General features: G+C 62.8%; 24 protein-coding genes. 8 read left to right on the top strand and 16 right to left on the bottom strand.

The window, feature by feature from the left end; genetic code table 11:
• Positions 1 to 8: 8 nt before the first annotated feature.
• Positions 9 to 1199 carry a tRNA 2-thiouridine(34) synthase MnmA gene (mnmA, locus tag BPNPMPFG_RS14350; protein ID WP_258596082.1) on the bottom strand — a complete coding sequence of 397 codons (1191 nt, stop codon included), beginning with the start codon at positions 1197 to 1199 and terminating at the stop codon, positions 9 to 11.
• 289 nt (positions 1200 to 1488) lie between these two features.
• Between mnmA and sciP the strand changes: the two genes are divergently transcribed.
• Positions 1489 to 1764: a CtrA inhibitor SciP gene (gene sciP, locus BPNPMPFG_RS14345; protein WP_006203587.1), complete on the top strand. Its 276-nt coding sequence runs from the start codon at positions 1489 to 1491 to the stop codon at positions 1762 to 1764.
• An 82-nt stretch (positions 1765 to 1846) separates the two neighbouring features.
• Here the strand turns inward: sciP and BPNPMPFG_RS14340 are convergent, their stop codons facing one another.
• Positions 1847 to 2773, bottom strand: coding sequence for an NADP-dependent oxidoreductase (locus tag BPNPMPFG_RS14340; protein WP_258596081.1), 927 nt, complete (start codon positions 2771 to 2773; stop codon positions 1847 to 1849).
• Positions 2774 to 2862: 89 nt separating this feature from the next.
• Here BPNPMPFG_RS14340 and BPNPMPFG_RS14335 point away from each other — a divergent pair, with 89 nt between their 5' ends.
• Positions 2863 to 3261: a winged helix-turn-helix transcriptional regulator gene (locus BPNPMPFG_RS14335; RefSeq protein ID WP_258596080.1), complete on the top strand. Its 399-nt coding sequence runs from the start codon at positions 2863 to 2865 to the stop codon at positions 3259 to 3261.
• Positions 3262 to 3332: 71 nt separating this feature from the next.
• Here the strand turns inward: BPNPMPFG_RS14335 and BPNPMPFG_RS14330 are convergent, their stop codons facing one another.
• A complete protein-coding gene (locus BPNPMPFG_RS14330; protein ID WP_056595903.1) occupies positions 3333 to 3710 on the bottom strand; it encodes a hypothetical protein in 378 nt (125 codons plus the stop codon).
• A 451-nt stretch (positions 3711 to 4161) separates the two neighbouring features.
• On the opposite strand from BPNPMPFG_RS14330, the gene ctrA reads away from it, so the two are divergent.
• On the top strand, positions 4162 to 4857 hold the full coding sequence (gene ctrA, locus BPNPMPFG_RS14325; RefSeq protein ID WP_006203583.1) for a response regulator transcription factor CtrA: 696 nt from the start codon (positions 4162 to 4164) through the stop codon (positions 4855 to 4857).
• A 119-nt stretch (positions 4858 to 4976) separates the two neighbouring features.
• Here ctrA and BPNPMPFG_RS14320 read toward each other — a convergent pair whose 3' ends face one another.
• Entirely contained in the window at positions 4977 to 5345 is a 369-nt protein-coding gene (locus tag BPNPMPFG_RS14320; RefSeq protein WP_258596756.1) for a response regulator, read from the bottom strand.
• A 247-nt stretch (positions 5346 to 5592) separates the two neighbouring features.
• Positions 5593 to 6222 carry a histidine phosphotransferase ChpT gene (gene chpT / locus BPNPMPFG_RS14315; protein WP_258596078.1) on the bottom strand — a complete coding sequence of 210 codons (630 nt, stop codon included), beginning with the start codon at positions 6220 to 6222 and terminating at the stop codon, positions 5593 to 5595.
• Positions 6223 to 6665: 443 nt separating this feature from the next.
• Between chpT and BPNPMPFG_RS14310 the strand changes: the two genes are divergently transcribed.
• Together BPNPMPFG_RS14310 and BPNPMPFG_RS14305 are read left to right on the top strand one after the other, a co-directional pair.
• Positions 6666 to 7202 (top strand): DUF1134 domain-containing protein, encoded by a 537-nt coding sequence (locus BPNPMPFG_RS14310; protein WP_258596077.1) that lies wholly within the window; start codon positions 6666 to 6668, stop codon positions 7200 to 7202.
• A gap of 188 nt (positions 7203 to 7390) precedes the next feature.
• Entirely contained in the window at positions 7391 to 8527 is a 1137-nt protein-coding gene (locus BPNPMPFG_RS14305) for a coiled-coil domain-containing protein (protein WP_258596075.1), read from the top strand.
• Position 8528: 1 nt separating this feature from the next.
• Here BPNPMPFG_RS14305 and BPNPMPFG_RS14300 read toward each other — a convergent pair whose 3' ends face one another.
• From BPNPMPFG_RS14300 to BPNPMPFG_RS14275, 6 genes are all read right to left on the bottom strand, one after another.
• Positions 8529 to 9332, bottom strand: a complete 804-nt coding sequence (locus BPNPMPFG_RS14300; protein WP_258596073.1) for a TrmH family RNA methyltransferase — start codon at positions 9330 to 9332, stop codon at positions 8529 to 8531.
• A gap of 147 nt (positions 9333 to 9479) precedes the next feature.
• Complete coding sequence (locus tag BPNPMPFG_RS14295) at positions 9480 to 9824, bottom strand: ArsR/SmtB family transcription factor (RefSeq protein WP_258596072.1); 345 nt, start codon at positions 9822 to 9824, stop codon at positions 9480 to 9482.
• Positions 9825 to 9943: 119 nt separating this feature from the next.
• Entirely contained in the window at positions 9944 to 10756 is an 813-nt protein-coding gene (locus tag BPNPMPFG_RS14290; RefSeq protein ID WP_258596071.1) for a HugZ family pyridoxamine 5'-phosphate oxidase, read from the bottom strand.
• A gap of 35 nt (positions 10757 to 10791) precedes the next feature.
• Positions 10792 to 11967 carry a CaiB/BaiF CoA transferase family protein gene (locus tag BPNPMPFG_RS14285; protein ID WP_258596070.1) on the bottom strand — a complete coding sequence of 392 codons (1176 nt, stop codon included), beginning with the start codon at positions 11965 to 11967 and terminating at the stop codon, positions 10792 to 10794.
• 5 nt (positions 11968 to 11972) lie between these two features.
• Positions 11973 to 12734: a 3-hydroxyacyl-CoA dehydrogenase gene (locus tag BPNPMPFG_RS14280; protein WP_258596069.1), complete on the bottom strand. Its 762-nt coding sequence runs from the start codon at positions 12732 to 12734 to the stop codon at positions 11973 to 11975.
• A gap of 60 nt (positions 12735 to 12794) precedes the next feature.
• Positions 12795 to 13331 (bottom strand): GNAT family N-acetyltransferase, encoded by a 537-nt coding sequence (locus BPNPMPFG_RS14275; RefSeq protein ID WP_258596068.1) that lies wholly within the window; start codon positions 13329 to 13331, stop codon positions 12795 to 12797.
• A 273-nt stretch (positions 13332 to 13604) separates the two neighbouring features.
• Here BPNPMPFG_RS14275 and BPNPMPFG_RS14270 point away from each other — a divergent pair, with 273 nt between their 5' ends.
• The gene (locus BPNPMPFG_RS14270; protein ID WP_258596067.1) at positions 13605 to 14594 is read left to right on the top strand and encodes a glutathione S-transferase family protein; all 990 of its coding nucleotides are present in this window, start codon (positions 13605 to 13607) and stop codon (positions 14592 to 14594) included.
• Between the two features lies 1 nt (position 14595).
• Here BPNPMPFG_RS14270 and BPNPMPFG_RS14265 read toward each other — a convergent pair whose 3' ends face one another.
• Positions 14596 to 15093, bottom strand: coding sequence for an NUDIX domain-containing protein (locus tag BPNPMPFG_RS14265; protein ID WP_258596066.1), 498 nt, complete (start codon positions 15091 to 15093; stop codon positions 14596 to 14598).
• A gap of 71 nt (positions 15094 to 15164) precedes the next feature.
• Here BPNPMPFG_RS14265 and BPNPMPFG_RS14260 point away from each other — a divergent pair, with 71 nt between their 5' ends.
• Positions 15165 to 16085, top strand: coding sequence for a metallophosphoesterase family protein (locus BPNPMPFG_RS14260; protein WP_258596065.1), 921 nt, complete (start codon positions 15165 to 15167; stop codon positions 16083 to 16085).
• On the opposite strand, the gene BPNPMPFG_RS14255 is transcribed toward BPNPMPFG_RS14260, so the two are convergent.
• The 4 genes from BPNPMPFG_RS14255 to leuA all read right to left on the bottom strand — a co-directional run bounded on the left by BPNPMPFG_RS14255 (position 16069) and on the right by leuA (position 21402).
• Entirely contained in the window at positions 16069 to 16686 is a 618-nt protein-coding gene (locus tag BPNPMPFG_RS14255; protein WP_258596064.1) for a hypothetical protein, read from the bottom strand. The two genes, BPNPMPFG_RS14260 and BPNPMPFG_RS14255, sit on opposite strands and share 17 nt — an antisense overlap.
• 114 nt (positions 16687 to 16800) lie before the next feature.
• Positions 16801 to 17604: an alpha/beta fold hydrolase gene (locus tag BPNPMPFG_RS14250; protein ID WP_258596063.1), complete on the bottom strand. Its 804-nt coding sequence runs from the start codon at positions 17602 to 17604 to the stop codon at positions 16801 to 16803.
• 157 nt (positions 17605 to 17761) lie between these two features.
• Positions 17762 to 19543: a tetratricopeptide repeat protein gene (locus tag BPNPMPFG_RS14245; RefSeq protein ID WP_258596062.1), complete on the bottom strand. Its 1782-nt coding sequence runs from the start codon at positions 19541 to 19543 to the stop codon at positions 17762 to 17764.
• A 182-nt stretch (positions 19544 to 19725) separates the two neighbouring features.
• Entirely contained in the window at positions 19726 to 21402 is a 1677-nt protein-coding gene (gene leuA / locus BPNPMPFG_RS14240) for a 2-isopropylmalate synthase (protein WP_258596755.1), read from the bottom strand.
• Between the two features lie 524 nt (positions 21403 to 21926).
• Between leuA and BPNPMPFG_RS14235 the strand changes: the two genes are divergently transcribed.
• Entirely contained in the window at positions 21927 to 23093 is a 1167-nt protein-coding gene (locus BPNPMPFG_RS14235) for an ATP-grasp domain-containing protein (RefSeq protein WP_258596060.1), read from the top strand.
• Positions 23094 to 23097 lie beyond the last annotated feature (4 nt).

Below are 23097 nucleotides of genomic sequence, written 5' to 3'. Positions count from 1 at the left end.
GGTGGCGCTTACTCGGCGGGAACCTGCGCCGGCCTGGCGGCGAGCCGCATCAGCATGGCCTCGGCCTCGGCGCCACGCTCCGAGCGTTCGATAAAGCCGCCGCCGAACACGCGCGCCTCGTTGCCGTCATCGGAATAGAGCACGCAGGCCTGTCCGGGCGCGATGCCGGACTCACCATCGACCAGTTCCACCCATGTCGCGCCGCTGCCGTGATGCAGCACGGCGGGGCGCGGCGGGCGCGTCGAGCGGACCTTGGCGAACAGTTCCAGGCCGCCGGCGGGGACATCGGCCAGTGCGCGATCGCCCAGCCAGTTCATGTTGCGCAGATAGATCTTGTGCGTCTCCAGCGCCTCGCGCGGGCCGACCACGACGCGCGCGCGGTCGGCGTCGAGATGGACGACATAGAGCGGCTCGCCGGAAGCGATGCCGATTCCGCGGCGCTGGCCGATCGTGTAGCGCAGGATGCCCTCATGGCGGCCGAGCACGCGGCCGTCGATGTGGACGATGTCGCCGGGATTGGCAGCGGCCGGCTTCAGCTTGGCGATGATGTCGGAATACTTGCCTTGCGGCACGAAGCAGATGTCCTGGCTGTCCTGCTTGGCGGCGACCGTCAGCCCCATCTCCTCGGCAATGGCGCGAACCTGCGGCTTCGATAGGCCGCCGAGCGGGAAGCGCAGATAGTCGATCTGCGCCTGCGTGGTGGCGAACAGGAAATAGCTCTGGTCGCGGTCGGCGTCGACAGGCCGGAACAGCGCGCGGTGGGCGCCATTGGCGCCGGAGCGGATATAGTGGCCGGTGGCCAGCGCGTCGGCGCCAAGCTCCTTGGCGGTGGCCAGAAGATCGGCGAACTTCACCGTCTGGTTGCAGGAAACGCACGGGATCGGCGTCTCGCCGGCGACATAGCTTTCGGCGAAGGGATCGATGACCGCCTTGCGGAAGCGTTCCTCATAGTCGAGCACATAGTGGGGAATGCCGAGCGTCTCCGACACACGGCGGGCGTCGTCGATATCCTGCCCGGCGCAGCATGAGCCGGCCCGGTGCGTCGCCGCGCCATGGTCGTAGAGCTGCAAGGTGACGCCGACGACATCATAGCCTTCGCGTTTCAACAGGCCGGCGACGACGGACGAATCGACGCCGCCCGACATGGCGACGACGATGCGGGTGTTTTCGGGACGTCCGGGAAGATCGAGGCTGTTCATGGTTCTTTCGTTCTGCGCGGCGCCTGAATGCCAATGACGGGAATATAGGTCAAGCTTTCCGGCTACGCCAGCTTGCAGGTCCGCTCAGCAAGTTGCGGCCGCTCCTGTGAATGGGCAGGTTTTTCCGCCCACTGCCGCCGCTTCCAGGCCGATGTTTCAAATGCCGGCGAAAAGACTAACGCGGCGTTCATGATCCTTACCTAGTCATTAGGGTCTGCTTAGGCAATTTTTAAAGCTGTGGCGGTAACGTGGCGGGGATTGGGTCTTTGAGTTTTTTGTAGAGAGTACGATGACCGATCTGGTTAGACCGAGAGTCAAGTATGTTATCGGGCCTGACGGCAGCCCTCTTACGATTGCCGATCTGCCGCCGACGAATACACGTCGCTGGGTTATCCGGCGCAAGGCGGAAGTGGTTGCGGCGGTGCGCGGCGGGCTCTTGAGCCTTGAAGAGGCATGCCAGCGCTACAAGCTCACCACCGAGGAATTCCTGTCCTGGCAGGCGTCGATCGACGAATACGGCCTTGCCGGGCTGCGCACGACGCGCATCCAGCAATACCGGCACTAGAGCCGGTCTGAACACGATCAAAGGGCGCGGCACTCCGCGCCCTTTGTGTTTTTCATGTTTTTCGAAGCGATCCTTCTGACGGTCAGACCGTCAGCACCACCTTGCCAATCGGCCTGGTGGCGAGGAAGGCGTGAGCAGCACCAGCCTGCTCGAGCGGGAAGCTTTTCGCTACATGGACGGCGAGCTTGTTCGCATCGATCAACTCGCCGAGTTCCATCAGACCTTCGCGGTCAGGCACGACTGACATGCGCACGACCCGGATGCCTTGCGCGCCGGCCTGCGCCTTTGCGGCGTCACTGACATTGAGCAATGATACCAGCACGCCGCCACGCTTGAGCACCTTCAGCGAGCGCTCGGCATGGTCGCCGCCAACAGTCTCCAGCACGAGATCGATGTCTCGAACCTGGTCGGCGAAATCGCCTTTGGTGTAGTCGATAACCTCGTCGGCGCCGAGCGAGCGGGCGAAATCGAGCTTTTGCGTGCTGGCGGTGGTGATGACAAACGCACCACGCGCCTTGGCGATCTGCACCGCCAGATGGCCGACGCCGCCGGCGGCGGCGTGGACCAGCACGCGCTGGCCCGATTTCAGCCCGCCATGGCGAACGAGACCCTGCCAGGCGGTCAGGCCGGCCAGCGGCAATGCACCTGCCTGGATGTGGTCGGCGCCCTTCGGCTTCAGCGCGATTTCATCGGCAGGTACTGCGGCCAGTTCCGCGTAAGCCGCGGCCTGCTTGGGGAAGCGTGGCATGCCAAACACAGTGTCACCGACCTTGAAGCCGGTGACGCCGGAGCCCAGCGCCTCGACGGTTCCCGAGATATCCCAGCCCAGGATGAAGGGCGGCTCGCCGAGCAGCTGATAGTAGCCGGCGCGGACGGCGCCATCGACCGGATTGATGCCGGCTGCCCTGACGCGGACCAGCACTTCGCCGGATTTTGGTGCAGGATTGGGCCGGTCGGCGACGAAAAGAACGTCGGGTCCGCCGACGGAATTCTGGATAACGGCACGCATGGGATGTCTCCTGCTTGGTTTGTGCCACTATCATTTGGATAGTAATAGTCCCTTGTCCAGTATGTACCTTTTTGATATATAGGTACCTTATGGATAGTGATTTTAACGCACCTTTCGGCTATGACGCGTTCCGGCGGACGTGTCCTTCGCACACCGTGCTGGAGATGCTGGCCAGCAAATGGGTCTATCTGGTGGTTTGTGCGCTGCGCAAAGGCCGGCAGCGCAATGGCGAGCTTGCCCGCAAGCTCGAAGGCATCACGCCGAAGATGCTGACGCAGACATTGCGGGTGCTCGAGCGCGACGGCCTGGTGCGGCGCGAGATCTTCCCGGTCATCCCGCCACGCGTCGAATATGAATTGACCGAGCTCGGCCAGAACCTGGCGGGACTGCTCAACCAGATCCGGTCGTGGTCGGAGCAGCATGCGCCCGACATCAAGGAGGCCCGCGCACGGGCTGTTGCCAAAAATGAAGCGGATTGGGCCGCCTAGGGCCGCTTGGTTCAGCCGAAAACCTGTGTTGCCGCGCCCGCCCGAGTGGCAAGCGCCGCGGATACGTGGCTTCAGCCGATCATGGCGCTGCGGCCGCCGACTTCGGCTTCGCGAATCTTGGTGTCGCGCGACTCGAGCATTTCCGCCTTGGAAAGCTCCGCTTCAGCTTCGCCGAGTAGTGATTCGGCAGTGCTTCGCTGCTGAGCGAGGTCGCTTTGGGAATTTCTGAGGTTGTCGCGGCGCAGGCGAGCTGCCTTGGCGAAGGTCGGATAGGCGAAATGGTTGATGTCGGTGATGCCGGCTTTCTTTTCCTCGGCGGTGATCTGAAGCTCCAGTTCGACGGCCATGCGTTCGAACTCGGCGATCATCATGTCGAGCTGCAGCAGCTGCCGCCGCTTCTCATTCACCTGAAACTGTTTCAGCCGAACGAGGTTTTCACGTGACTTCATGATTCGGTACTCCCGGAAACGCACACCCGCACATATCGTCCAAACCACCTGGAAAGGCCCAAGCGTTGCCCGTGTCCACCGGCTTTCCCCGAACTATGGGAAACAAAATCCTAAAGTTTTTTGCCGGCGGTAACCATTCGTTTACGGGCATTGTTAATCATACGGGTCAGGACTTAAGGCCGGGTAAAAATTCGGCCGCCGATTCGAAAGCCGCGTCGATGAGTCCCTGGAGTCACTTAGTCCGGGTTATTAATGTGTTGCATTAGGAATTTGGTTCTGTGATTCGTTATTAGATTCAAGAGGGTGTAGAAAGGGGTTAAAAAATCTGGTACCGTCATGGACGGGAAATTAGGTTTTGTTAACCATTCAATGGCAGCCTCTGCATAAGGCAACCACTGCTCCGGGTCCGGACGGGTCGTGAAATGGTCCGGCAGCAGAAAAGGGGAATGAAATGCGTGTTCTGCTGATAGAAGATGACAGTGCAACCGCACAAAGCATCGAGTTGATGCTGAAATCGGAAAGTTTTAATGTCTACACGACCGATCTCGGCGAAGAGGGTGTCGATCTAGGCAAGCTCTACGACTATGACATCATCCTTCTCGACCTCAATTTGCCTGACATGTCGGGCTATGAGGTCTTGAGAACACTTCGTCTTTCCAAGGTAAAGACGCCGATCCTCATCCTCTCCGGCATGGCCGGTATCGAGGACAAGGTGCGCGGCCTCGGCTTCGGCGCCGACGACTATATGACCAAGCCATTCCACAAGGATGAGCTGGTTGCCCGCATTCATGCCATCGTGCGGCGTTCCAAGGGCCATGCCCAGTCGGTCATCACTACCGGCGACCTGGTGGTCAACCTCGATGCCAAGACCGTTGAAGTCGGCGGCCAGCGCGTGCACCTCACTGGCAAGGAATACCAGATGCTGGAGCTGCTCTCGTTGCGCAAGGGCACCACGCTGACCAAGGAAATGTTCCTCAACCACCTCTACGGCGGCATGGACGAGCCCGAGCTCAAGATCATCGACGTCTTCATCTGCAAGTTGCGCAAGAAGCTCGACGCGGCGTCCGGTGGCCAGAACTACATCGAGACGGTCTGGGGCCGTGGCTACGTGCTGCGCGAACCAGAAGACATCCGCGTCAGCGCCTGAGCGACGACGCGCCGCCGGGATTTCTTCCTCAACAAAAAACCCGGCTCGGCCGGGTTTTTTGCGTGATGGGCCGATGCTAAAGCGCGTCGCGTTGAAACGGATTTAAGCGGCAAGCCCGATCAGGCAGCGATCTTCAAGGTGCGAAAGCGCTCGAGCAGTTGCGGCCGGTTGAATGGCTTCAAGAGATAGCCTTGAGCACCGGCGCGCTTGGCCCGCATGATCGAAGCAATATCGAGCTCGACCAGTGAAATCAGGATCTGCGGCTTTGTCGGGCTCTCCATGGCGCGCACGCGACGGATGAGATCGACGGCCGCCACGTCCGGCAAGGCGCCGTCGACGACGATGATGTCGGGCATGTCGGCGTTGCACATCTCCAGCGCGTCAAGTCCGCTGGCTGCCTCGATGACAATCATGTCGGAGCCGCCCAGGATGCGTTTTGCAACCTTCCTGATGACGCTTGAATCGTCGACGAACATGCAGCGTTTCATTTCCGGGTCCTCTTTGCCTTCTGGCAATCCGGTAGCCTCGGGGCATCCGAAATCCAACATAGGCCGATCTGGTAAAGAAGCCGAAAAGCCATTAGGTAAAATTTTTGCAAAGATGCCGTTTGCAGGCTGTTCTTGACGATGCTTCGACGCGGCAGGCTCGATGAAGCTCATCTCACCTCGATCGAGGCGCCGCCATAGGTGTCGCGGATTGAAATACTTCGGTTTCTCTAGGGGCCTGACAGCGATTTCAGGCTGCCGAAAGCACGATTTCTTCCGGCGTTGCGTGGATCGAAATTGTCATATTGGCCTCACGCGCCAGAAGCAGCGTGTAATAGGGTTGCACCGAATGCGCGTCAATCGGTTCCTCAGGTCTGTGGCCGGAATGCAGTTCGAGGAATTTCGGCGGCACGCGCAGCATCGGGCCGCTCGCCGCAAGCGCGAAACGCGGCTCGGTGTCGAGGTTTTCCAGCGTCACCAAAAGCTTGCCGCCGCGCGGAATGGCGGCGTTGGCGACGAGGAGCAGGTTGAGCAGCAGCTTGACCTTGTTCTTGGGCAGCAGCGCACGGGTCCCGTTCCAGATCAGTTCCGGCTTCTCGTTCTTGAGAAAGGCGATGGCGACGGCCTCGGCATCGCCGGTATCGATCAGCATGCCGGCCGAGCCGGCGGCACCGAAAGCGATGCGGGCGAACTGCAGGCGGGCCGAAGCGTTGCGGGCGCTCTGGCGGATCAGTTTCATGGCGTCTTCGTCGGCGCCGCCTTCATCGAGCAGTTCGAGCCCATTGTTGATCGCGCCGACCGGCGAGATGATGTCGTGGCAGACCCGGCTGCACAAAAGCGCCGCCAGATCGGGTGCGGAAATGGTGAACAGTTCGGCCATCGGCGAAGATCCCTGCAAAATTCCACAATTCACGGCCGAGCGATCGATCATCGCCTGCCCGCACGAATCACGCTCTCTCTCCTCGAGCGTTCTGAATACACAGCGCTCGTGCGTGCAGCAACAAATCCAAAATTGTGGTTATGGCAAATGGCGCGTTCACGCAGGCTGCCGGCCCCACTGGAGCGAGCCCAAACAGCCTTTGAACCGCCATGTTCATGTGGGAGCTTAATGGTTGAAAAAGGATTACGGCATAGTTTGCCCGTAACAGTTACCCTTAACGGCCGGCTAAGAGAGCCGTACGGGGTGTGAGGCGTCGGCGAAGGTGCTCCCTGACGGAGATTGGAAGCATGTTTTCCCGATTCTACGACCGGAGCTTTTTCCGTGTCCCAGGCCGGACTCTTGTCCGTGTCATCCCAGACCGGACTTTTGTCCGTGTCGTATCAATGGCGATCGCGCTCATGGGTGTTCTCGTCTTCTCGACGTCGGCCCTGCGAGCCCAGGAATATACCGCTCAGGAGATCGTTGATTCCGGTCACAAGTTCTTCGGGGCGACGTCGGGCGGGCTCGCCACGGTCGTCGAGAAGATTTTTGCTTCCTACGGCCTGCCCAACGGCTATCTGCTGGGCGAAGAGGGCTCGGGCGCGCTGATCGGCGGCCTGACCTATGGTGAAGGCACGCTCTACACCAAGAACGCCGGCGATCACAAAGTGTTCTGGCAGGGCCCGTCGCTCGGTTGGGATTTCGGCGGCGAGGGGTCGCGGGTGATGATGCTGGTCTACAATCTCGACGATGTGAGCAACCTCTACAACCGCTATGGCGGCGTCGCCGGTTCGGCCTATGTGGTGGCGGGCGTCGGCTTCAACGTGCTGAAGAACAACAATGTGCTTCTGGTGCCGATCCGCACCGGTGTCGGCGCCCGGCTCGGCGTCAATCTCGGTTATCTGAAGCTTACCGAGCGCGCGACGTGGAATCCGTTCTGAGCTAAACCGTCCCGTTGCGGCAAAACCTTGCCGCAGCGCTGGATTTCCGCCATGCCAACGTGGCACAGTCAAAAAGCGCTCGACGCGCTTTTGGTTTATTGTGTTGCATGTCGTCGTCCCAAGGCCGGCTCTCACTTTTGGGCGGCATGCATTGGTTTGGCGGTTGCCGTCGACAACGGGTAGTCACTTTGGTTCAGTCGGTCCTGTTCTTCGCCCTCGGCTTTCTCTGCGCCGGCTTTCTGGCGCTGATGGTTGCTCCAGCCATATGGCGTCGGGCCGTCGCCCTGACGCGCAAGCGCATCGAAGCCTCGATACCTCTGACGCAAACCGAGATCCAGGCGGACAAGGACCGCGTCCGCGCCGAGTATGCCATGACGACGCGCCGTCTCGAAATAAGCGTCAAGGCGTTGCGCGAGAAGGCGGCCGAACAGCTCGTCGAGATCAGTCGCGGCCACGAGGCCCTGAAAGGGCTGGCGGTCGAGCGCATGGGCAAGGACCGGGCGCTGAGCGAACTGGGGGCCAAGAGCGAAATGCTGCGACAGCGCGAGGAGGAGTTGCAGCGTCTGTCTGACCGGCTCAAGGAAACCGAACGCAAACTGGAAAAGCGCGCGCTCGAGCTCGAAAAGCTGGAGCGCATGTATGACGACGCCAGCTTCTCCTCCAGCAGCCGACAGATCGAGCTCGTGGCGCGCGAATCCGAGATGCAGAAACTCGCCAGCGACATTGCGCTGCTGCGCGGCCAGCGCAAGGAGGCGGACAGGCGCGGCCAGGAGATCGCGGCCGAAAGCAAGGCCGCGCGCGAGGCCCTGAAAAGCGAGAAGAAAAAGACCAACGATCTCGACAAGAAGGTCGAACGGCTGCTGGCCACGCTTGCCGATCGCGAGGACAAGCTCGACCGTCGCGAAAAGGAACTGGCGCGGCTGCGCGAAAAGTCGAAAGGCGAGGGCGCGGACAGCGCGCCGGCCTTGCGGCTGGTCGGCAAGGGCGGCGAAGTTGCGAAGAACGACGACGTCGACAAGGCGATCGCCAAGCTCGACAGCGACCGTGAACGGCTCGAGGCCAGGCTGACGGCGTTGGCGCGCGAGAACAAGCGGCTGAAGGCGGATCTCACCGCGCTGGCCGCGTCCAGCCCCACGGACGGCGGCTCCGCCTTGCGCGAGCAGATGAACGAACTGGCGGCGGAGGTCGTCCACCTGACGGCCAAGCTGGAGGGGCCTGATTCGCCGATCGCCAAGGCATTGGCGGCGTCAGTGGATGCGCGTACCGGCGACCGTAGCCTTGCAGACCGCGTGCGGGCGCTGCAGAAGGCTGACGCGGCAAGCTGAATTAGCTCCTGTTTGCTGTGAAATGGTGCAGGGCGATGGCTGACGCCGCAGCCACGTTCAGGCTGTCAAAACCTTCCGACATGGCGATCCGCACCGTCTGCAAGCGTGCAAGCAGACTTTCTGGCAGGCCTTCGCCCTCGGTGCCGAGATAGAGTGCAAGGCGCTCGGGCCGCCGCGCATCGCGTATGTCGCCCTGCCCGCGCGGCGACAGTGCAAACTGTTCGAAGCTCCGTCGGGCGAGCGCTGCCGTGAAGCCGGCGGTGTCGGTGAACGACGCGAACGGAATCTTCAGCGCGGCGCCGACCGAAACGCGGATCGCCTTGCGGTAGAGCGGATCGCAGCAGGTCGTGTCCATGAGCACCGCATCGGCACCAAAGGCGGCGGCGTTGCGGAAGATCGAACCCATATTGTCATGGTTGGCGATGCCGACGAGCACCACGACCAGCGCCCGGGTGGGCACCGCATCGAGCAGGGCCTCGGCCGATTGCGGCGTCCCTTTGCGGCCCATGGCCAGGATGCCACGATGCAGGTGAAACCCGGCGATCGCGTCCATCACCGCGCCGGTGGCGACATAGACCGGCAGGTCCGCCGGCGCCTTGCGCAGGATGTCGTCGAGGCCGGCCAGCCGGTTCTCCAAAACAAGAACCGATTCGGCGCCAAAACGTCCAGCCGAGAGCAGCAGGTCGAGCACCACCTTGCCCTCGGCGACGAAGCGGCCTTGCCGGCCAGCGAGATCGCGCTCGCGGATGTCGAGATAGGCAGCGACGCGCGGATCCTGCGGGTCGTCGATGCGAATGGGCTCCATGCGTTCCTCGCGGCCACCGCATCGGCCCGAAAATCCGGACCGATTCCCAGCACTGGCCTGGAAAGCACGATGCGACAATTCAGGAATGTCGGCTACGGTTCATGCGACCGGATCGACGCATGTCGCTCTATCTCTGGGGCCTGCAGGTCAGGTTCCAGCGCGGCGCAAACGGTGCGCCATCTGGGACAGGTCCTCCTTGCCGCTGCCGAAAATGCCGTCCAGCATGCCGAGCAGTTCGCGTACGGCGTCGGACTTGCAGGAATAGTAGATCATCTGACGGTCACGCCGGGTGTCGACGAGGTCGAGCGCCCGCAACTTGGCCAGATGCTGCGACAGGGCGGATTGACTGAGCATCACCTTCTCGGCGATGGCGCCGACCGACATTTCACCGTCGATCAGATAGCTCATGATCAACAGCCGTTTTTCATTGCCCATCAGCATCAGAAATTCGGCTGCCGATCCGGCATTGGCGATTAGCTTTGTCGAGACCATCGATCCCCCATGCTTTTTGTTCATCGGACGCCATGGGGGCAATGGCATCTGAATCCATAAACTCACTGTGAATGGGCGCTGGCGATTCAGCGTCACCGGCAAAGGGTAGAACATTTCTTTCAAATCTCAAGCGTTGCTTTTGACCCGGCATGATTAAGTTCAGTCTCGGCGTCGGCCGCAGCCCGGCCGGTCCTGGCCATGTCGACGAGAATGGGACGCAATTCGCGTGCCGCCGCCAAAGGTTGCGGGAAGAAGACCCGGCAAACATCATCGCCCGACACCAGATCCATGCCATCGGCATCGAATCCGGCAATGGTCCAGCCGTTGCCGGCGGCTCGAGCGAAATGCTGTGCATAAACGGCGATCGCGTCGAGATGGTCGGCGTTCATATGGTCGATGGCGGATTGTTCGCTCGCCGACAGTTCGTCGACAACCGGTCCGCTGGTCAGCAGGTCGGATCGATCGAGCTGATGGGCCTTGCCAAAGCCGCCATTCAGGCTGGCGCGTTGCGGTTCGAGACGGAAGATCGAAAAGTCGCCGAGACCGGCGTAGAGCTTCGCCTTGGGATTGCGGTTGAGATAACGGCGCTCGGCGCGGGCGTGTTCGCTTGATCCGCGCTCAAACCGTGCGGCCTGGCAGACCAATGTCAGGCGCGGATGCGCCAGCGGGTCGCCCTTGCCCGGTTCGCCAAGCAACAGGGAGCAGCGCGAATCAGCAAGCAGGGCGCCGGTGTGCGCCGAGAGCATCGACACCAGGATCAGCGGCGCGCCATCGATGTCGGTGGCCACGCCGACCCGGCTCGCCAGCGGCGAGCCGGTTTGCGGTTCGATCACCGCCAGCGCGCCGAAACGGGCATTGCGCAGGAGCGTCTTGCCCAGCCGTATCGCCTCGGCGTCCGTCGCGCGGATCACGTCCTTTTTCGCTTCGTCCAAGGCATCACCGGAATAAGTTGATGTTCTTTCTCCGCTTATCTGTCAAACAAACCGGATTTGACAAGGTCGTCAATCTCGTTTTTCGAAAACCCGAAACGCACCAGCACTGTCGACGGGGCGAGATCGTTCTCGGCAGGCTCGGTCGCCAGTGTCGGCCGCGAGCCGGAAAAACGCGGCGCCGGTGCGGGGCGCTCAAATGCACCTGCTGTCACGAAGGCGCCGCGCGCCCGATTGTGTGGGTGCTGTTGCGCTTCGCGCAGCGACAGGACCGGTGCAACGCAGGCATCGGTTTCGGCAAACAGCCGATCCCAGTCGTGGCGTGATTTCTGCCGGACCCTGCCGGCAATGGCCGTGCGCATCGGCGGCCACAGCGCCTTGTCATACTGGCCGGACACAAAGCGCTCGTCGAGTGGCAGCAGCCTGGCGAATTCGGCGAAGAATCGCGGCTCGAGGCAACCGACGGCGATGTGCCCGCCATCCGCCGTCTCATAGGTGTCGTAGAAAGGCGCGCCGGAATCGAGCAGGTTCGCGCCGCGCTTTTCGCTCCATAGTCCGGCCGCCATGAGGGCGTGCAGGGGCGTCGCCAGCATCGAGGCGCCCTCGACCATCGCGGCGTCGATCACCTGTCCCTTGCCCGTTAGCGAACGTTGGAACAGCGCGGCCAGCGCGCCGGCAACCAGCATCATGGCGCCGCCGCCATAGTCGGCAACGAGGTTGAGCGGCGGGACGGGACGGTCGCCGGCGTGACCGATGGCATGCAGCACGCCCGAATAGGCGAGATAGGTGATGTCGTGGCCGGCGCGGCCCGCGAGCGGTCCATCCTGGCCGAAGCCGGTCATGCGGCCGTAGATCAGCGCCGGGTTGCGCGCCAGCACCGCTTCCGGGCCGAGCGCCAGCCGCTCCATGACACCGGGACGAAACCCTTCGAGCAAAATATCCGCCTTTTCGGCAAGGCGCAGCATCAGCTCGGCGCTTTCCGGGCGCTTCAGGTCGATGCGCAGGATGGATCGGCCGTGGCGGTCGAGGTCGTATTCATCCGGCAGCGACGGGTGCGGTCGGCTCGATCCTGCCCGTTCGATCCGCAGCACTTGCGCGCCCATCTGCGAAAGCATGAGGCCGGCCAGCGGCACCGGGCCAAGCCCTGCCATCTCGATCACCTTCAGCCCGGCAAGCGGACCGGTCTTTCCGGCAGCGGACAGGCCGGTGTTCATGATCGCTATTTCGGCGCCATGCGGATGGCGCCGTCGAGGCGGATGGTCTCGCCATTGAGCATCTGGTTCTCGATGATGTGCAGCGCCAGTGCCGCATATTCGGACGGTTCGCCGAGGCGCGACGGGAAGGGCACGGCGGCGCCCAGCGAATCCTGCACCTCCTGCGGCATGCCGGCCATCATCGGTGTCTTGAAGATGCCGGGCGCGATGGTGCAGACGCGGATGCCGGAACGGGCGAGGTCGCGCGCCACCGGCAGCGTCATGCCGACGACGCCGCCCTTGGACGCCGCATAGGCGGCCTGGCCGATCTGGCCGTCATAGGCGGCAACCGAAGCGGTGTTGACGATGACACCGCGCTCGCCGCCCTGCAGCGGATCGAGCTTCGCGGCGCGGTCTGCGACGAGGCGGATCATGTTGAACGTGCCAATCAGATTGACCTCGATCACCTTGCGGTATTGATCGAGCGAATGGGGACCATCCTTGCCGATCGTCTTCACGCCAATGGCGATGCCGGCGCAATTGACCAGGATCCGCGGCTCGCCAAGCCTGGCCGCGACCTCGGTGACAGCGGCAGTACCACTGTCACCGCTGCTGACATCGCATTGGACGGCAACGCCGCCGATCTCGGCGGCGACCTTGGCCGCGCGGTCGATGCCGACATCGAAGATGGCGACGCGGGCGCCCTTGGCGGCAAGCGCGCGCGCCGTTGCCTCGCCAAGACCGGAGCCGCCGCCGGTGACAATCGCGATCTGGCCGTTCGGGTTCATGCCGACATCCTTTGATCTCAGGGACAGGGAACGGATCAGGCGCCAGATCGGCCCGAAAGGTCAAGCCATCGTGGCGACAGGATCGGCAATCCTGGCCTGATTGGCGTGGCAGATCTCGCCCGAGAGCCTGGCGACCGCGCCCGGCACGATTTCGTGCGACAGCAACCGGTCGAGATCGACCGGGCGCGGCATCGAAATCTGGCCGCGCGGGATTCGCTTGAAGCCGAGCGGGCCGTAATAGGGCTCGTCACCGACCAGCATCACGGCAGGCGCACCGGCCTTTGCGGCCGCTTCGAGGGCGATCGCCACCAACCGGCGGCCGATGCCGAGATTCTTGAAGGCCGGCCGCACGGCAAGCGGTCCAAGCATCAGCGCGCGACCGGCGCCGGCGGCGACGCGGGTCATGCGCACCGAGGCGACGACGATGTCGCCATCGACGGCGACGAAGGACAGCGAGCGCTCGTGGCCTCCGGCCTCGCGGATCTTGTAGGCGGCCAGCACAAAACGGCCGGGCCCGAAGGCTTCGTCGTTGATGGCTTCGATCTGGATGTCATGCGCCGGGGATTCCGGCAGGTATTTCACGTCGGCAAGGCTCATGGTCTTTGCGTTCCGATAAGGAGGAAAAGGTTTGCTGCAAACGGCAGCATTCGCCAGTCAGCGCTTCATCAAGCGCGGGCGCCCTTTCGTCGTCGGTCAAACCGGATCAAAGCAAAGTCGAACATGCGGATCGTCCGCTAGCATCAATTTCCCGCCGCTGCAATCGGCGGCTTCATGGGCCAGGCAGCCGCTTGACGGTCTGTTCAGCGCCAGGTGATTTCCATGGCGTGGCTTCGGGCCCTACATGGCAAAGGAAGCAGGAAAGGACATGCGATGGGATTGCTGGTCGACGGCAAATGGCAGGACCGCTGGTACGACACCAAGGACAGCGGCGGCAAGTTCGTGCGGGCGCAATCGCAATGGCGCGACTGGGTCACCCGCGACGGCACGCCGGCCGAGGGCCGCGGCCGCGACTTCAAGGCGGAGCCCGGCCGCTATCATCTCTATGTCTCGCTCGCCTGCCCGTGGGCGCACCGGACGCTGATCTTTCGCGTGCTGAAGAAGCTGGAAGGCATCATCTCGGTGTCGGTGGTGCATCCTTTCATGGGCGCCAATGGCTGGACGTTCGCGGCCCAGGACGGCGCGACCGGCGACACGCTCTATGGACTCGAGTTTCTGCACCAGATCTACACCAGGGCTGATCCTGCCTATTCCGGCCGCGTGACGGTGCCGGTTCTGTGGGACAAAAAAGAGCAGACGATCGTCTCCAACGAGTCCTCCGAGATTATCCGGATGCTCAATTCAGCTTTCGATGAATGGGGTGACGCCAGCCTCGATTTCTATCCGCAGGCGCTGCGCGGCAAGATCGATGCGATCAACGCGCTGGTCTATCCCGCGGTCAACAATGGCGTCTATCGTGCCGGCTTCGCCACCACGCAAGGCGCCTATGAGGAAGCGTTCGGCGAGCTGTTTAAGGCACTCGACACGCTGGAGGACCGTCTCTCAAGGCAACGTTATCTGGTCGGCGACCGGCTTACCGAGGCCGACTGGCGGCTGTTCACCACGCTGGTGCGCTTCGACCCGGTCTATGTCGGCCATTTCAAGTGCAATCTGCGGCGCATCGCCGACTATCCGAGCCTGTCGAACTATCTGCGCGATCTCTACCAGGTGCCAGGTGTCGCCGGGACCGTGAACCTCAACCACATCAAGGCGCATTATTACGGCAGCCACGAAACCATCAATCCGACGCGAATAGTGCCGGTGGGGCCGGAACTCGATTACGGCGCACCGCATGACCGGGCGCGGTTCAAAAAAGCGGCGTGACCTACCAGTAGGGCGACGATGGCTCGCCGCCAAGAACCTCGGCGATCCGGCGCAGCGTCGCCGGCGTCGTGGCTTGCGGCAAGCGGTCGAGCGGGAAGAAGCCGGACTCGGCGATCTCGCGGTCCGGCAGTTTCGGCGCCGTCTGGCTAAAATGCTCGATTAGATAGAAACCGACATGGTCGCGCCGGCTGGAGCGGCGGTTGAAATGCATCGACCTCAGCACCGGCGGGGCGGTCAGCGCGATGTTGCCTTCCTCGGCGAGCTCGCGAGCCAGCGCGTCTGTCATCGTCTCGCCGACCTCGACGCCGCCGCCGGGGAGCTGCCAGCCCGGAACATAGGTGTGGCGAATGAGGAAAACGGAATTGGACGCCGTGTCATGGATCAGGCCGCGCACGCCGAGCGTCATCGGCCGCCGCAGCACGAAATAGAGATGGAACAGCCGGGCCTTGAGGCCCGCCCAGCCGGTCTGGCGGAAGGCTTTCTCCGGATCCGTCTCCATCAGGCGCGAAACCGTTGGTGGAAAGGAAACCGTGGGTGGAAAGCGGGGGGCGCGTCGCTTATGAAGGATGGATGTTCAGGCTCGCGCATATTTCCGATATCCATCTGGGGCCGCTCCCCGATGTATCCTATCGCGATCTCGCCTCCAAGCGCGTGCTCGGTTATGTCAACTGGCAGCGCAACCGCCGCCGCCACATGCATGACGCCGTCATCGACACGATCGTCGCCGACATCGAGGCGAAAAAACCCGATCACCTCGCCGTCACCGGCGACCTGGTCAATCTAGCGCTCGACGGCGAGATCGAGATGGCCAGGCACTGGCTGGAGACGCTGGGATCGCCGCAGGATGTCTCGGTGGTGCCGGGAAACCACGACGCCTATGTGCCCGGTGCCTTCGACAAGATCTGCCGGTCTTGGGCGGCGTGGATGAGTGGCGACGGCATCAACACGCCGGTCGACCGCAACGCCTTTCCCTATCTGCGCGTGCGCGGCGATGTCGCGCTGATCGGCGTCTCGACGGCGCGCGCCACGGCACCCTTCATGGCCAACGGCTTCTTCATGGAAGGCCAGGCGGAGCGGCTCGGCAAGCTGCTTGATGCCACCGCCAGGCAAGGGTTGTTTCGCACGATCATGATCCACCATCCGCCGGTGCGCGGCGCCGTCTCGCAGCACAAGCGGCTGTTCGGCATTGCCCGCTTCCACAAGATCATTCGCCGCCATGGCGCCGAACTCGTCCTGCATGGTCATTCGCATCTGCCGTCACTGTCTTACATCGGCCCGTGGGACGCCAAGGTTCCGGTGGTCGGCGTCGCTGCCGCCGGCCAGGCCCCGGGCGGCAGGCACCCGGCGGCGCAGTACAATCTGTTCGACATCGACGGCGAAAAGGGCAATTGGCGAATCCGGCTGACGCGGCGCGGCCTGACAGGGCCGGCCATACCGCCATCCGATCTGCAGACGCTTGAGCTGGGTGCCGCGGTTATGGCCGCAAGCTGAGACCCATGGCCACGATGCGGTCCCAGAACAGCACGACCGACACCGCCAGTCCGACCAGCGCACCGGCGGCAACCAGGCCAAGGCCGGACAGAAAGGCCGACCAGCCCTTGCCGCGCGTCGTCGAGCGCAGTGGCGGTTCGGCTTCCGGCACGTCGGCGCGTTTCATGCCGGCGACAGCCGGCTCGACCCCGCCTTCCATCATCCTCTGACGCTCGACGATCCGCTCGGCGACATAGCGCGTCACCTGATCGGCAACCGGCTTCATCTCTGTCGATTCGGCAAGCACGACCCGGCCGATGCGGGTGTCCTTGAGGAAGCGATAGGTGCGGCGGTCGCGTCCCATGGCGACATGGCTGACGGCGTCGATCCACAGGCGCGGCTGCAGGCCGGACGAGACGGCGAAATCGAAATTGTCCATGTCGGCGGGAACATCGGCAAAAACCGGCGCCAATTCGGCCGCAAGCAGATCGAGGCGCATGCGATGGGCCTCGCGCATATCGACGACGACGTCGTCGCGGTCAGCGAAGGCATTTTTCACATCACGGATGGCATCGGACAGTTTCTTCGACTGATCGAAGGTCTTCTCGCCTGCTTCCTTCATCGGCGTTTGCCTCGCGGGTTTGGTTAACACGGAGTTAACACAGCCGCCGGCAAAATGCACTGGCGAGATCGACGGGATCGAGGCGTGTCCGGTAAGGTGTCGCGCCGGAAAAAGTCAGCCGGCCGCGACGGCGAATTTCAACCGATGCGGCCTGGCGCGCCGGTTGGTGTTGCGGCGAATGATCTCGGCGACGAGATCGGGTGCTTCCTCGGCCAGCATATGGCCGGCCTCCAGCACATGGTGCACATGAAAATGCGCCGGCAGACCATCGGCCTGGGCAAAGGGCAGCACCGCGTCGTCGGTTCCCCACACCACCATCACCGGCATGGTCAGCCCGTCGAGACGATCGTGCGGGATGACGCCTTGCCGATCGTCCATGGTCATGGCGGCCGCTATCGCGACGAGTTTTTCCAGCTGGCCGGGTCGCCCGCGCATCTCGCAAAGCAGGTCCACGACGCGCTCCGGGGCCAGGCTGCGCGGGCCGGACATGGCGGCGAGGCAGGCGCGAATCTCGGACCGGTCCTTCGCGCCGGCATAACGGCGCAGCAGCGGCCCGTTGATCTCGGGGCCAAGGCCGCCTGGCGCCAGAAGCGTCAGCGAGGCAATCTTTTCGGGCGCTGCCAACGCCATCAGCATCGCCACCGCGCCGCCCGTCGAGTGGCCCACCAGATGAACACGCTTTAGCGCGCGTTCCGAGAGATCGGCGAGCACGGCCCTTGCCGCCACCTTGGCCGGACCGGCGGCGGGAAAATCGAGCGACAGCCCGTGCCCCGGCAGATCATAGGCGAGCGTGCGCCTGGAAGGCGCCAGGGAGGAAATCACCTCGCGCCAGACATCGTGGCAGCCGCCGAAACCATGCAGCAGGACGATGGCCTTCGAGCCAACACCCTGTTCGGCGGCAAAAAGCGATGCGGTCATGAAAGCAGATTTTTTGTTGTTGCAGCATGATTGCAGGATGCGTGACACCAATTGTGGCTGAATTGCTCCTTGTCTAGCGGGATGACCAGTAAAATTTTCGCGATTTGTACGGTTTCGGACAGAACTCGGCGACCCAATCCTTGGATGTCGATTGGTGTCAGCTTGCGTTGCCGAGCCCGGCGGCGCGCAGCGCCTGGATCAGGCGATCGGTCAGGTCGGCTGGATATTTCCGCTCGACGAAAGTCGCGCGCGGGTCGGCGGCAAATTTAGGGAACCTGGTGTTCAGTTCATTCAGCAGCGTGGTCACCAGATTGTCCTGTCCGGCGGCCTTGGCGCCGATCAGTCGCGCCGCCAGATAGTGCGATTTCGCTGCCGTCGTTCTCAACGCCATGCTGGCCGCGACGGCCTTGTCCATGTCGCCGAGCATGAACTCACCGACGAACAGCCCGTAGTCCCACCATGTCGAGTGGCCGCTGAAGGTCTCTGCCGCGTGGGCAAGGATCGGCGTTCCCTCCGCATAGCGGCCGGCGAAGATCAGCCCGTAGCCGTAAGCGGCAGCCATGCCGAGATCGTAGGGATTGAGTTCGTAGGCCTTGCGCATCCAGCGGATCGCTTCGTCCGTATTGCCGAGGCGCGAACTGACGTAGCCGTAGGAGCGATGCGCATAGGGACTGGTCGGCCCCATCTGCACGCCGCGGTGGGCCAACTCCACTGCCTTTTCAATCGTCGCATCGGGCGGATAGGCATAATGATCGGAGACCGCTTCGAGATGCAGGGAGGCAAGTTCCGAATAGACGAGCGAGGATTTCGTTCCGCCATCGGCCAGACTTTCGAGACAGCGATAGGCAGCATCATGGGTCCGGGCGTTCTGGTCGAGATAATATTTGTCATTGAGCAACAGGCATTGCGTCAGGCCGTTTGGCACGCCGGTCTGCTCGATATAGTTGTAGATCGTGCCCGAGGCGGGAAGTGCCGAGCTCAGCATGTCGGCGATACGGTCCTCGACCGCGGCGGGCGCGCTGTCGGCCGGGGTCAGATTGCGCGAAAGAAGCACCCGTCCGGACGCCATGCTTTGCAGTTCGATCGTGATATCGCCTGCGTTCGGTCCAGGCAGGATGTCGAAAACGAAGCTCGTGGCATCATTGGCCGGATCGGGCCTGTTGACGGTGTCGCGGCCGATGAAGTCGATCGTATCGAAGCCGCTCAGGCCGGCGCGCAGCGAGGCGGCGACACGGCTGGCGTCAGCGCTGTTGGCCTTGACGTCGATGTAGACGAGCGGCAGGGCGTCAGCCATTGCCGATGGCGCGACGCTACTGGTCGCGCCGGCGGTCTCGAGCGTCGCCGGAATGTCGCCGCCGGTCAGCAAGGCATTGCTGCCCTGACGAAGGATCAGCACGCCCAGCATGGCGATGACCAGGGCGATCGCCATCCAGAAAAAGCGGAGATGGCGCACCACCGAGGGGGCGGGCGAAGGTGTCGCGGAAGCCGGCAACACCGCGTCCGGCATGCCCGTCCCGGCGTCGTTGGGCCGATCGGCGGCTACAGCGCCGTCCAACTTGAGCTTGGGAACAGCCTCGGCAACATCCGGCAGCCGGATCGCGTTCAGTTCATAGGCGGGAACATAGCCGCCACGCGGAATGGCGATGCGGACCGGCTCGGCAATGCCCTCATTGGCAAAATAGTGCTGCAGAAGCTCGCGCAGCCTGCCCGCCTGAACCCGCACCACGGCATCGGTGGACGGATCGAAATCGCCGTCCTTGCCGAAAACATCCATGGCTATGGAGAAGCCCTTAAGCCTGTCGGCTTCGCCGGCTTGTTCGCGTTCGACAAGATAACGGAGCAGCTTGCGCGCGCGTTCGGATCTCCCGAACGTTTGGCTGGCAAGCAGTCGCTCCAGTGTCTCGCGCACTGCGGGGGCGGCAGGCGTGGCATGCTGCAAGTGTCGATCCTCTCGAAGTCGGCACAGGTTGAGGCGCGATCATATAGTTCCCGCACCGCCACACAAGCATACACGCATTATGCGATCACGTACCCCACCGGATAATTCTCCGGTGGTTAATGATGCGAAGGATCGGAACCGATCACCGAATGGGAGGTCCCGACCTTCGTTCTGGTCGTGCGTCAGCCGGCTTTTTTGCCGACGATACGGTTGGCGGCAGACATCACCGCTTCCAGCGAGGCGGCGACGATGTTGGTGTTGATGCCGGCGCCGAACAGCTTGCCACCGGGATACTCCATCTCGACATAGGAGATGGCCGAGGCGTTCGAGCCGCGCTGCATCGAGTGCTCGGAATAATCGAGCACGGACATCTCGACCCCGAGATGGCGCGACAACGCATCGACGAAGCCGTCGATCGGACCGGTGCCGGTGCCGGTAATCGTCACTTCCTTGTCGTTGTCGAGGATGACGGCCTCGACCACGCGCCGCCCCTTGATCTCGGTGCTGGGATAGGTGTGGTGGTCGAGGAATTTCAGCCGCGCGGCCGGCTGATCGACATAGGTCTCGAGGAAGCGCTCATGGATGCGCCTGGCCGGCACTTCCTTGCCCTCGGCATCGGTGATCGCCTGGATCTCCTGGCTGAACTCGATCTGCAGATTGCGCGGCAAATTGAGGCCGTAATCGGCCTGCAGCACATAGGCGATGCCGCCTTTGCCGGACTGCGAGTTGATGCGGATGATCGCTTCGTAGCTGCGGCCGACATCGGCCGGATCGATCGGCAGATAGGGTACTTCCCACAGGCTTGTGTTGGCCTTCCTCAGCGCCTTCATGCCCTTGTTGATGGCATCCTGGTGCGAGCCGGAAAAGGCGGTGTAGACGAGCTCGCCGACATAGGGGTGGCGCTCGGGGATCTTCAGCTGGTTCGAATATTCGTAGACGTCCTTCATCCGGTTGATGTCGGAGCAGTCGATCCCCGGATCGACACCTTGCGTGTACATGTTGAGCGCCAGCGTGACGATATCGACATTGCCCGTGCGCTCGCCATTGCCGAACAGCGTGCCTTCGACGCGGTCGGCGCCTGCCATCAGGCCGAGTTCGGTGGTGGCGACGCCGGTGCCACGGTCATTGTGCGGATGCAGCGAGACCAGCAGGTTCTCGCGGTTGTCGAGATTGCGGCACATCCATTCGATGCGGTCGGCATAGATGTTGGGCGTCGACATCTCGACCGTCGACGGCAGGTTGACGATCAGCTTGTTGTCTGATGTCGGCCTGACGATCTCGGTGACGGCGTTGCAGATCTCCAGCGCGACTTCGAGCTCGGTGCCGGTAAAGCTCTCCGGCGAATATTCGAAGCGAAAACCGCCGCCGGCCTTGGCCGCCATGTCGGTGATCATCTTGGCGGCGTCGGTGGCGATGCGCTTGATGCCACCGACGTCCTTTTCGAAGACGACGCGGCGCTGCAACTCGCTGGTCGAGTTGTAGAAATGGACGATCGGGTTGGTGGCGCCCTTGAGCGCCTCGAAGGTGCGGGTGATCAGTTCCGGCCGGCACTGCACCAGCACCTGCAGCGAGACGTCGGCGGGTACGTTGCCTTCCTCGATGCACCAGCGGGCAAAGTCGAAATCGGTCTGCGAGGCCGACGGGAAGCCGATCTCGATCTCCTTGAAGCCCATGTCGAGCAGCAGCGCGAACATGCGCGCCTTGCGCTCGTGGCCCATCGGGTCGATCAGCGCCTGGTTGCCGTCGCGCAGGTCGACCGAGCACCAGATCGGCGCCTTGTCGATCACCTTGGAGGGCCAGGTGCGGTCGGTGAGGCCTACTGTGGGGTAAGGTTGGTACTTGCGGGCCGCGTCGGGCATGCCCCGGGCTGCGTCAGGCATGCTCTTTGCCGCATCCTTGCCGGCTACGGCGGCATGGGAGCGGATTTCTTCTCGTGCGTTCATCGTCGTTTTCTCCCGGCGGCTCACGGGTCCACCTCAGGTGGATCGATGGCGAGCGGCGCCTTTACCAGAATTTCGTTCGCTTGATGTGACTGCCAATTTTGAGACTGGCCAAGGAGCATGCGCTTGCGCGGCGGTTCGACCGCCGGGCGCTCCTTCAGCGAACCCGGCGATCGCCGATAAGGCCGAGAAGAAGCAGGGTCGAAGCCAGCGCGCGCACGGTCTCGCCGGAAAAACCGGTCGGACGGGAAGCGTTGGTGGCGCGCGTGTTCATGGCGGTTCTCATACAGGAGCGGCTTGTGAGAGGCAAGTGGGGCCGCATGGTGGGTCAAGGTTTGTTGAACAGTATCCCTAATGCGCTTGCTCTTCCCCAAGGGCGGCAAATGCGCCAGACTTGGGCGTCGACGGGATTGCGATGTCCTGTTGCCGGGAGGGGGTCATCCATGAATTTCGTGTTCTTCTCGCCGCACTTTCCCGCCAACGGCGCCGATTTCTGCGACCGGCTGAAGAAGGCCGGAGCCAGGGTGCTCGGCATCGGCGACGCACCCTATGACGTGCTCGACGGCAAACTGAAGGCGGCGCTTAGCGAGTATTACCGTGTCGCCGACATGGAGGACTACGACCCGGTGTTCCGGGCGATGGGGCATTTCATCCACAAATGGGGCCGCATCGACCGTTTTGAATCGCTCAACGAGCATTGGCTGGAGCTGGAAGCCAACATCCGCACCGACTTCAACATCTACGGCACCAAACTCGATTTCGTGAAGAATCTGAAGCGCAAGAGCCGCATGCGCGCCTTCTTCCGCAAGAGTGGCGTCGACACCATCGCACAGCGCAAATGCTCCGACCGGGCCGGCGCCATGACCTTCATCCGCCGCGTCGGCTATCCCGTTGTGGTCAAGCCCGACAGCGGCTCCGGCGCCTCGAACACCTTCAAGATCTCCAACACTGGGGAGCTCGACCAATTCTTCAGGGACAAGCCCGAGGATGTGACCTTCGTCATGGAGCAGTTCATCGAGGGGCTGGTGGTGACGTTCGACGGGCTGGTCAACCGCGATGGCGAGGTGGTGCTGGCGGCCAGCCATCGCTACGACCAGAGCGTCATGGAGGTGGTCAACAAGGACCGCCACATGAGTTACACCTGCTTTCCCCGGATCAGTCCGGCGGTCGAGGAGGCTGGCCGCAAGATCCTGAAGGCGTTCGACGTGCGCGAGCGCTTCTTCCACATCGAGCTGTTCGAGACCAACGACGACCGCGTCATCGCGCTGGAGGTCAACATGCGCCCGCCGGGCGCCTGGATGACCGATGCCATCAACTACACATTCGACATCGACGTCTATGCTGCCTGGGCCGATATGGTGGTCAAGGATGCCGCCGGCGGCCCTTACGAGGGCAAGTATTTCACTGCCTATGCGAGCCGCAAGCGACGGCTCCACTATTTGCACAGCCATGAGGACGTGCTAGCCGCCCATGGCGACAAGATCGTCCACCATCACGCAATCGAAGAGGTTTTCAGCCGCGCCATGGGAAATTACGCCTACCAGATGCGCTCGAAAGATGAAGAGGCACTGCGCGAAGCGGTCGCCTACATCCATGCGGAAAAGGCGTGAGGCG

This window comes from Mesorhizobium sp. AR07, assembly GCF_024746815.1.
Lineage (GTDB): Bacteria > Pseudomonadota > Alphaproteobacteria > Rhizobiales > Rhizobiaceae > Mesorhizobium.
This window is presented reverse-complemented; position numbering and strand designations above follow the sequence as displayed.

Excerpts from the sequence above, each read along its gene's own strand:
- mnmA (WP_258596082.1), bottom strand. The coding sequence starts at position 1,199 with ATGAACAGCCTCGATCTTCCCGGACGTCCCGAAAACACCCGCATCGTC.
- sciP (WP_006203587.1), top strand. The coding sequence starts at position 1,489 with ATGACCGATCTGGTTAGACCGAGAGTCAAGTATGTTATCGGGCCTGAC.
- BPNPMPFG_RS14340 (WP_258596081.1), bottom strand. The coding sequence starts at position 2,773 with ATGCGTGCCGTTATCCAGAATTCCGTCGGCGGACCCGACGTTCTTTTC.
- BPNPMPFG_RS14335 (WP_258596080.1), top strand. The coding sequence starts at position 2,863 with ATGGATAGTGATTTTAACGCACCTTTCGGCTATGACGCGTTCCGGCGG.
- BPNPMPFG_RS14330 (WP_056595903.1), bottom strand. The coding sequence starts at position 3,710 with ATGAAGTCACGTGAAAACCTCGTTCGGCTGAAACAGTTTCAGGTGAAT.
- ctrA (WP_006203583.1), top strand. The coding sequence starts at position 4,162 with ATGCGTGTTCTGCTGATAGAAGATGACAGTGCAACCGCACAAAGCATC.
- BPNPMPFG_RS14320 (WP_258596756.1), bottom strand. The coding sequence starts at position 5,345 with ATGAAACGCTGCATGTTCGTCGACGATTCAAGCGTCATCAGGAAGGTT.
- chpT (WP_258596078.1), bottom strand. The coding sequence starts at position 6,222 with ATGGCCGAACTGTTCACCATTTCCGCACCCGATCTGGCGGCGCTTTTG.
- BPNPMPFG_RS14310 (WP_258596077.1), top strand. The coding sequence starts at position 6,666 with ATGGCGATCGCGCTCATGGGTGTTCTCGTCTTCTCGACGTCGGCCCTG.
- BPNPMPFG_RS14300 (WP_258596073.1), bottom strand. The coding sequence starts at position 9,332 with ATGGAGCCCATTCGCATCGACGACCCGCAGGATCCGCGCGTCGCTGCC.
- BPNPMPFG_RS14295 (WP_258596072.1), bottom strand. The coding sequence starts at position 9,824 with ATGGTCTCGACAAAGCTAATCGCCAATGCCGGATCGGCAGCCGAATTT.
- BPNPMPFG_RS14285 (WP_258596070.1), bottom strand. The coding sequence starts at position 11,967 with ATGAACACCGGCCTGTCCGCTGCCGGAAAGACCGGTCCGCTTGCCGGG.
- BPNPMPFG_RS14280 (WP_258596069.1), bottom strand. The coding sequence starts at position 12,734 with ATGAACCCGAACGGCCAGATCGCGATTGTCACCGGCGGCGGCTCCGGT.
- BPNPMPFG_RS14275 (WP_258596068.1), bottom strand. The coding sequence starts at position 13,331 with ATGAGCCTTGCCGACGTGAAATACCTGCCGGAATCCCCGGCGCATGAC.
- BPNPMPFG_RS14270 (WP_258596067.1), top strand. The coding sequence starts at position 13,605 with ATGGGATTGCTGGTCGACGGCAAATGGCAGGACCGCTGGTACGACACC.
- BPNPMPFG_RS14265 (WP_258596066.1), bottom strand. The coding sequence starts at position 15,093 with ATGGAGACGGATCCGGAGAAAGCCTTCCGCCAGACCGGCTGGGCGGGC.
- BPNPMPFG_RS14260 (WP_258596065.1), top strand. The coding sequence starts at position 15,165 with ATGTTCAGGCTCGCGCATATTTCCGATATCCATCTGGGGCCGCTCCCC.
- BPNPMPFG_RS14255 (WP_258596064.1), bottom strand. The coding sequence starts at position 16,686 with ATGAAGGAAGCAGGCGAGAAGACCTTCGATCAGTCGAAGAAACTGTCC.
- BPNPMPFG_RS14250 (WP_258596063.1), bottom strand. The coding sequence starts at position 17,604 with ATGACCGCATCGCTTTTTGCCGCCGAACAGGGTGTTGGCTCGAAGGCC.
- leuA (WP_258596755.1), bottom strand. The coding sequence starts at position 21,402 with ATGCCCGACGCGGCCCGCAAGTACCAACCTTACCCCACAGTAGGCCTC.
- BPNPMPFG_RS14235 (WP_258596060.1), top strand. The coding sequence starts at position 21,927 with ATGAATTTCGTGTTCTTCTCGCCGCACTTTCCCGCCAACGGCGCCGAT.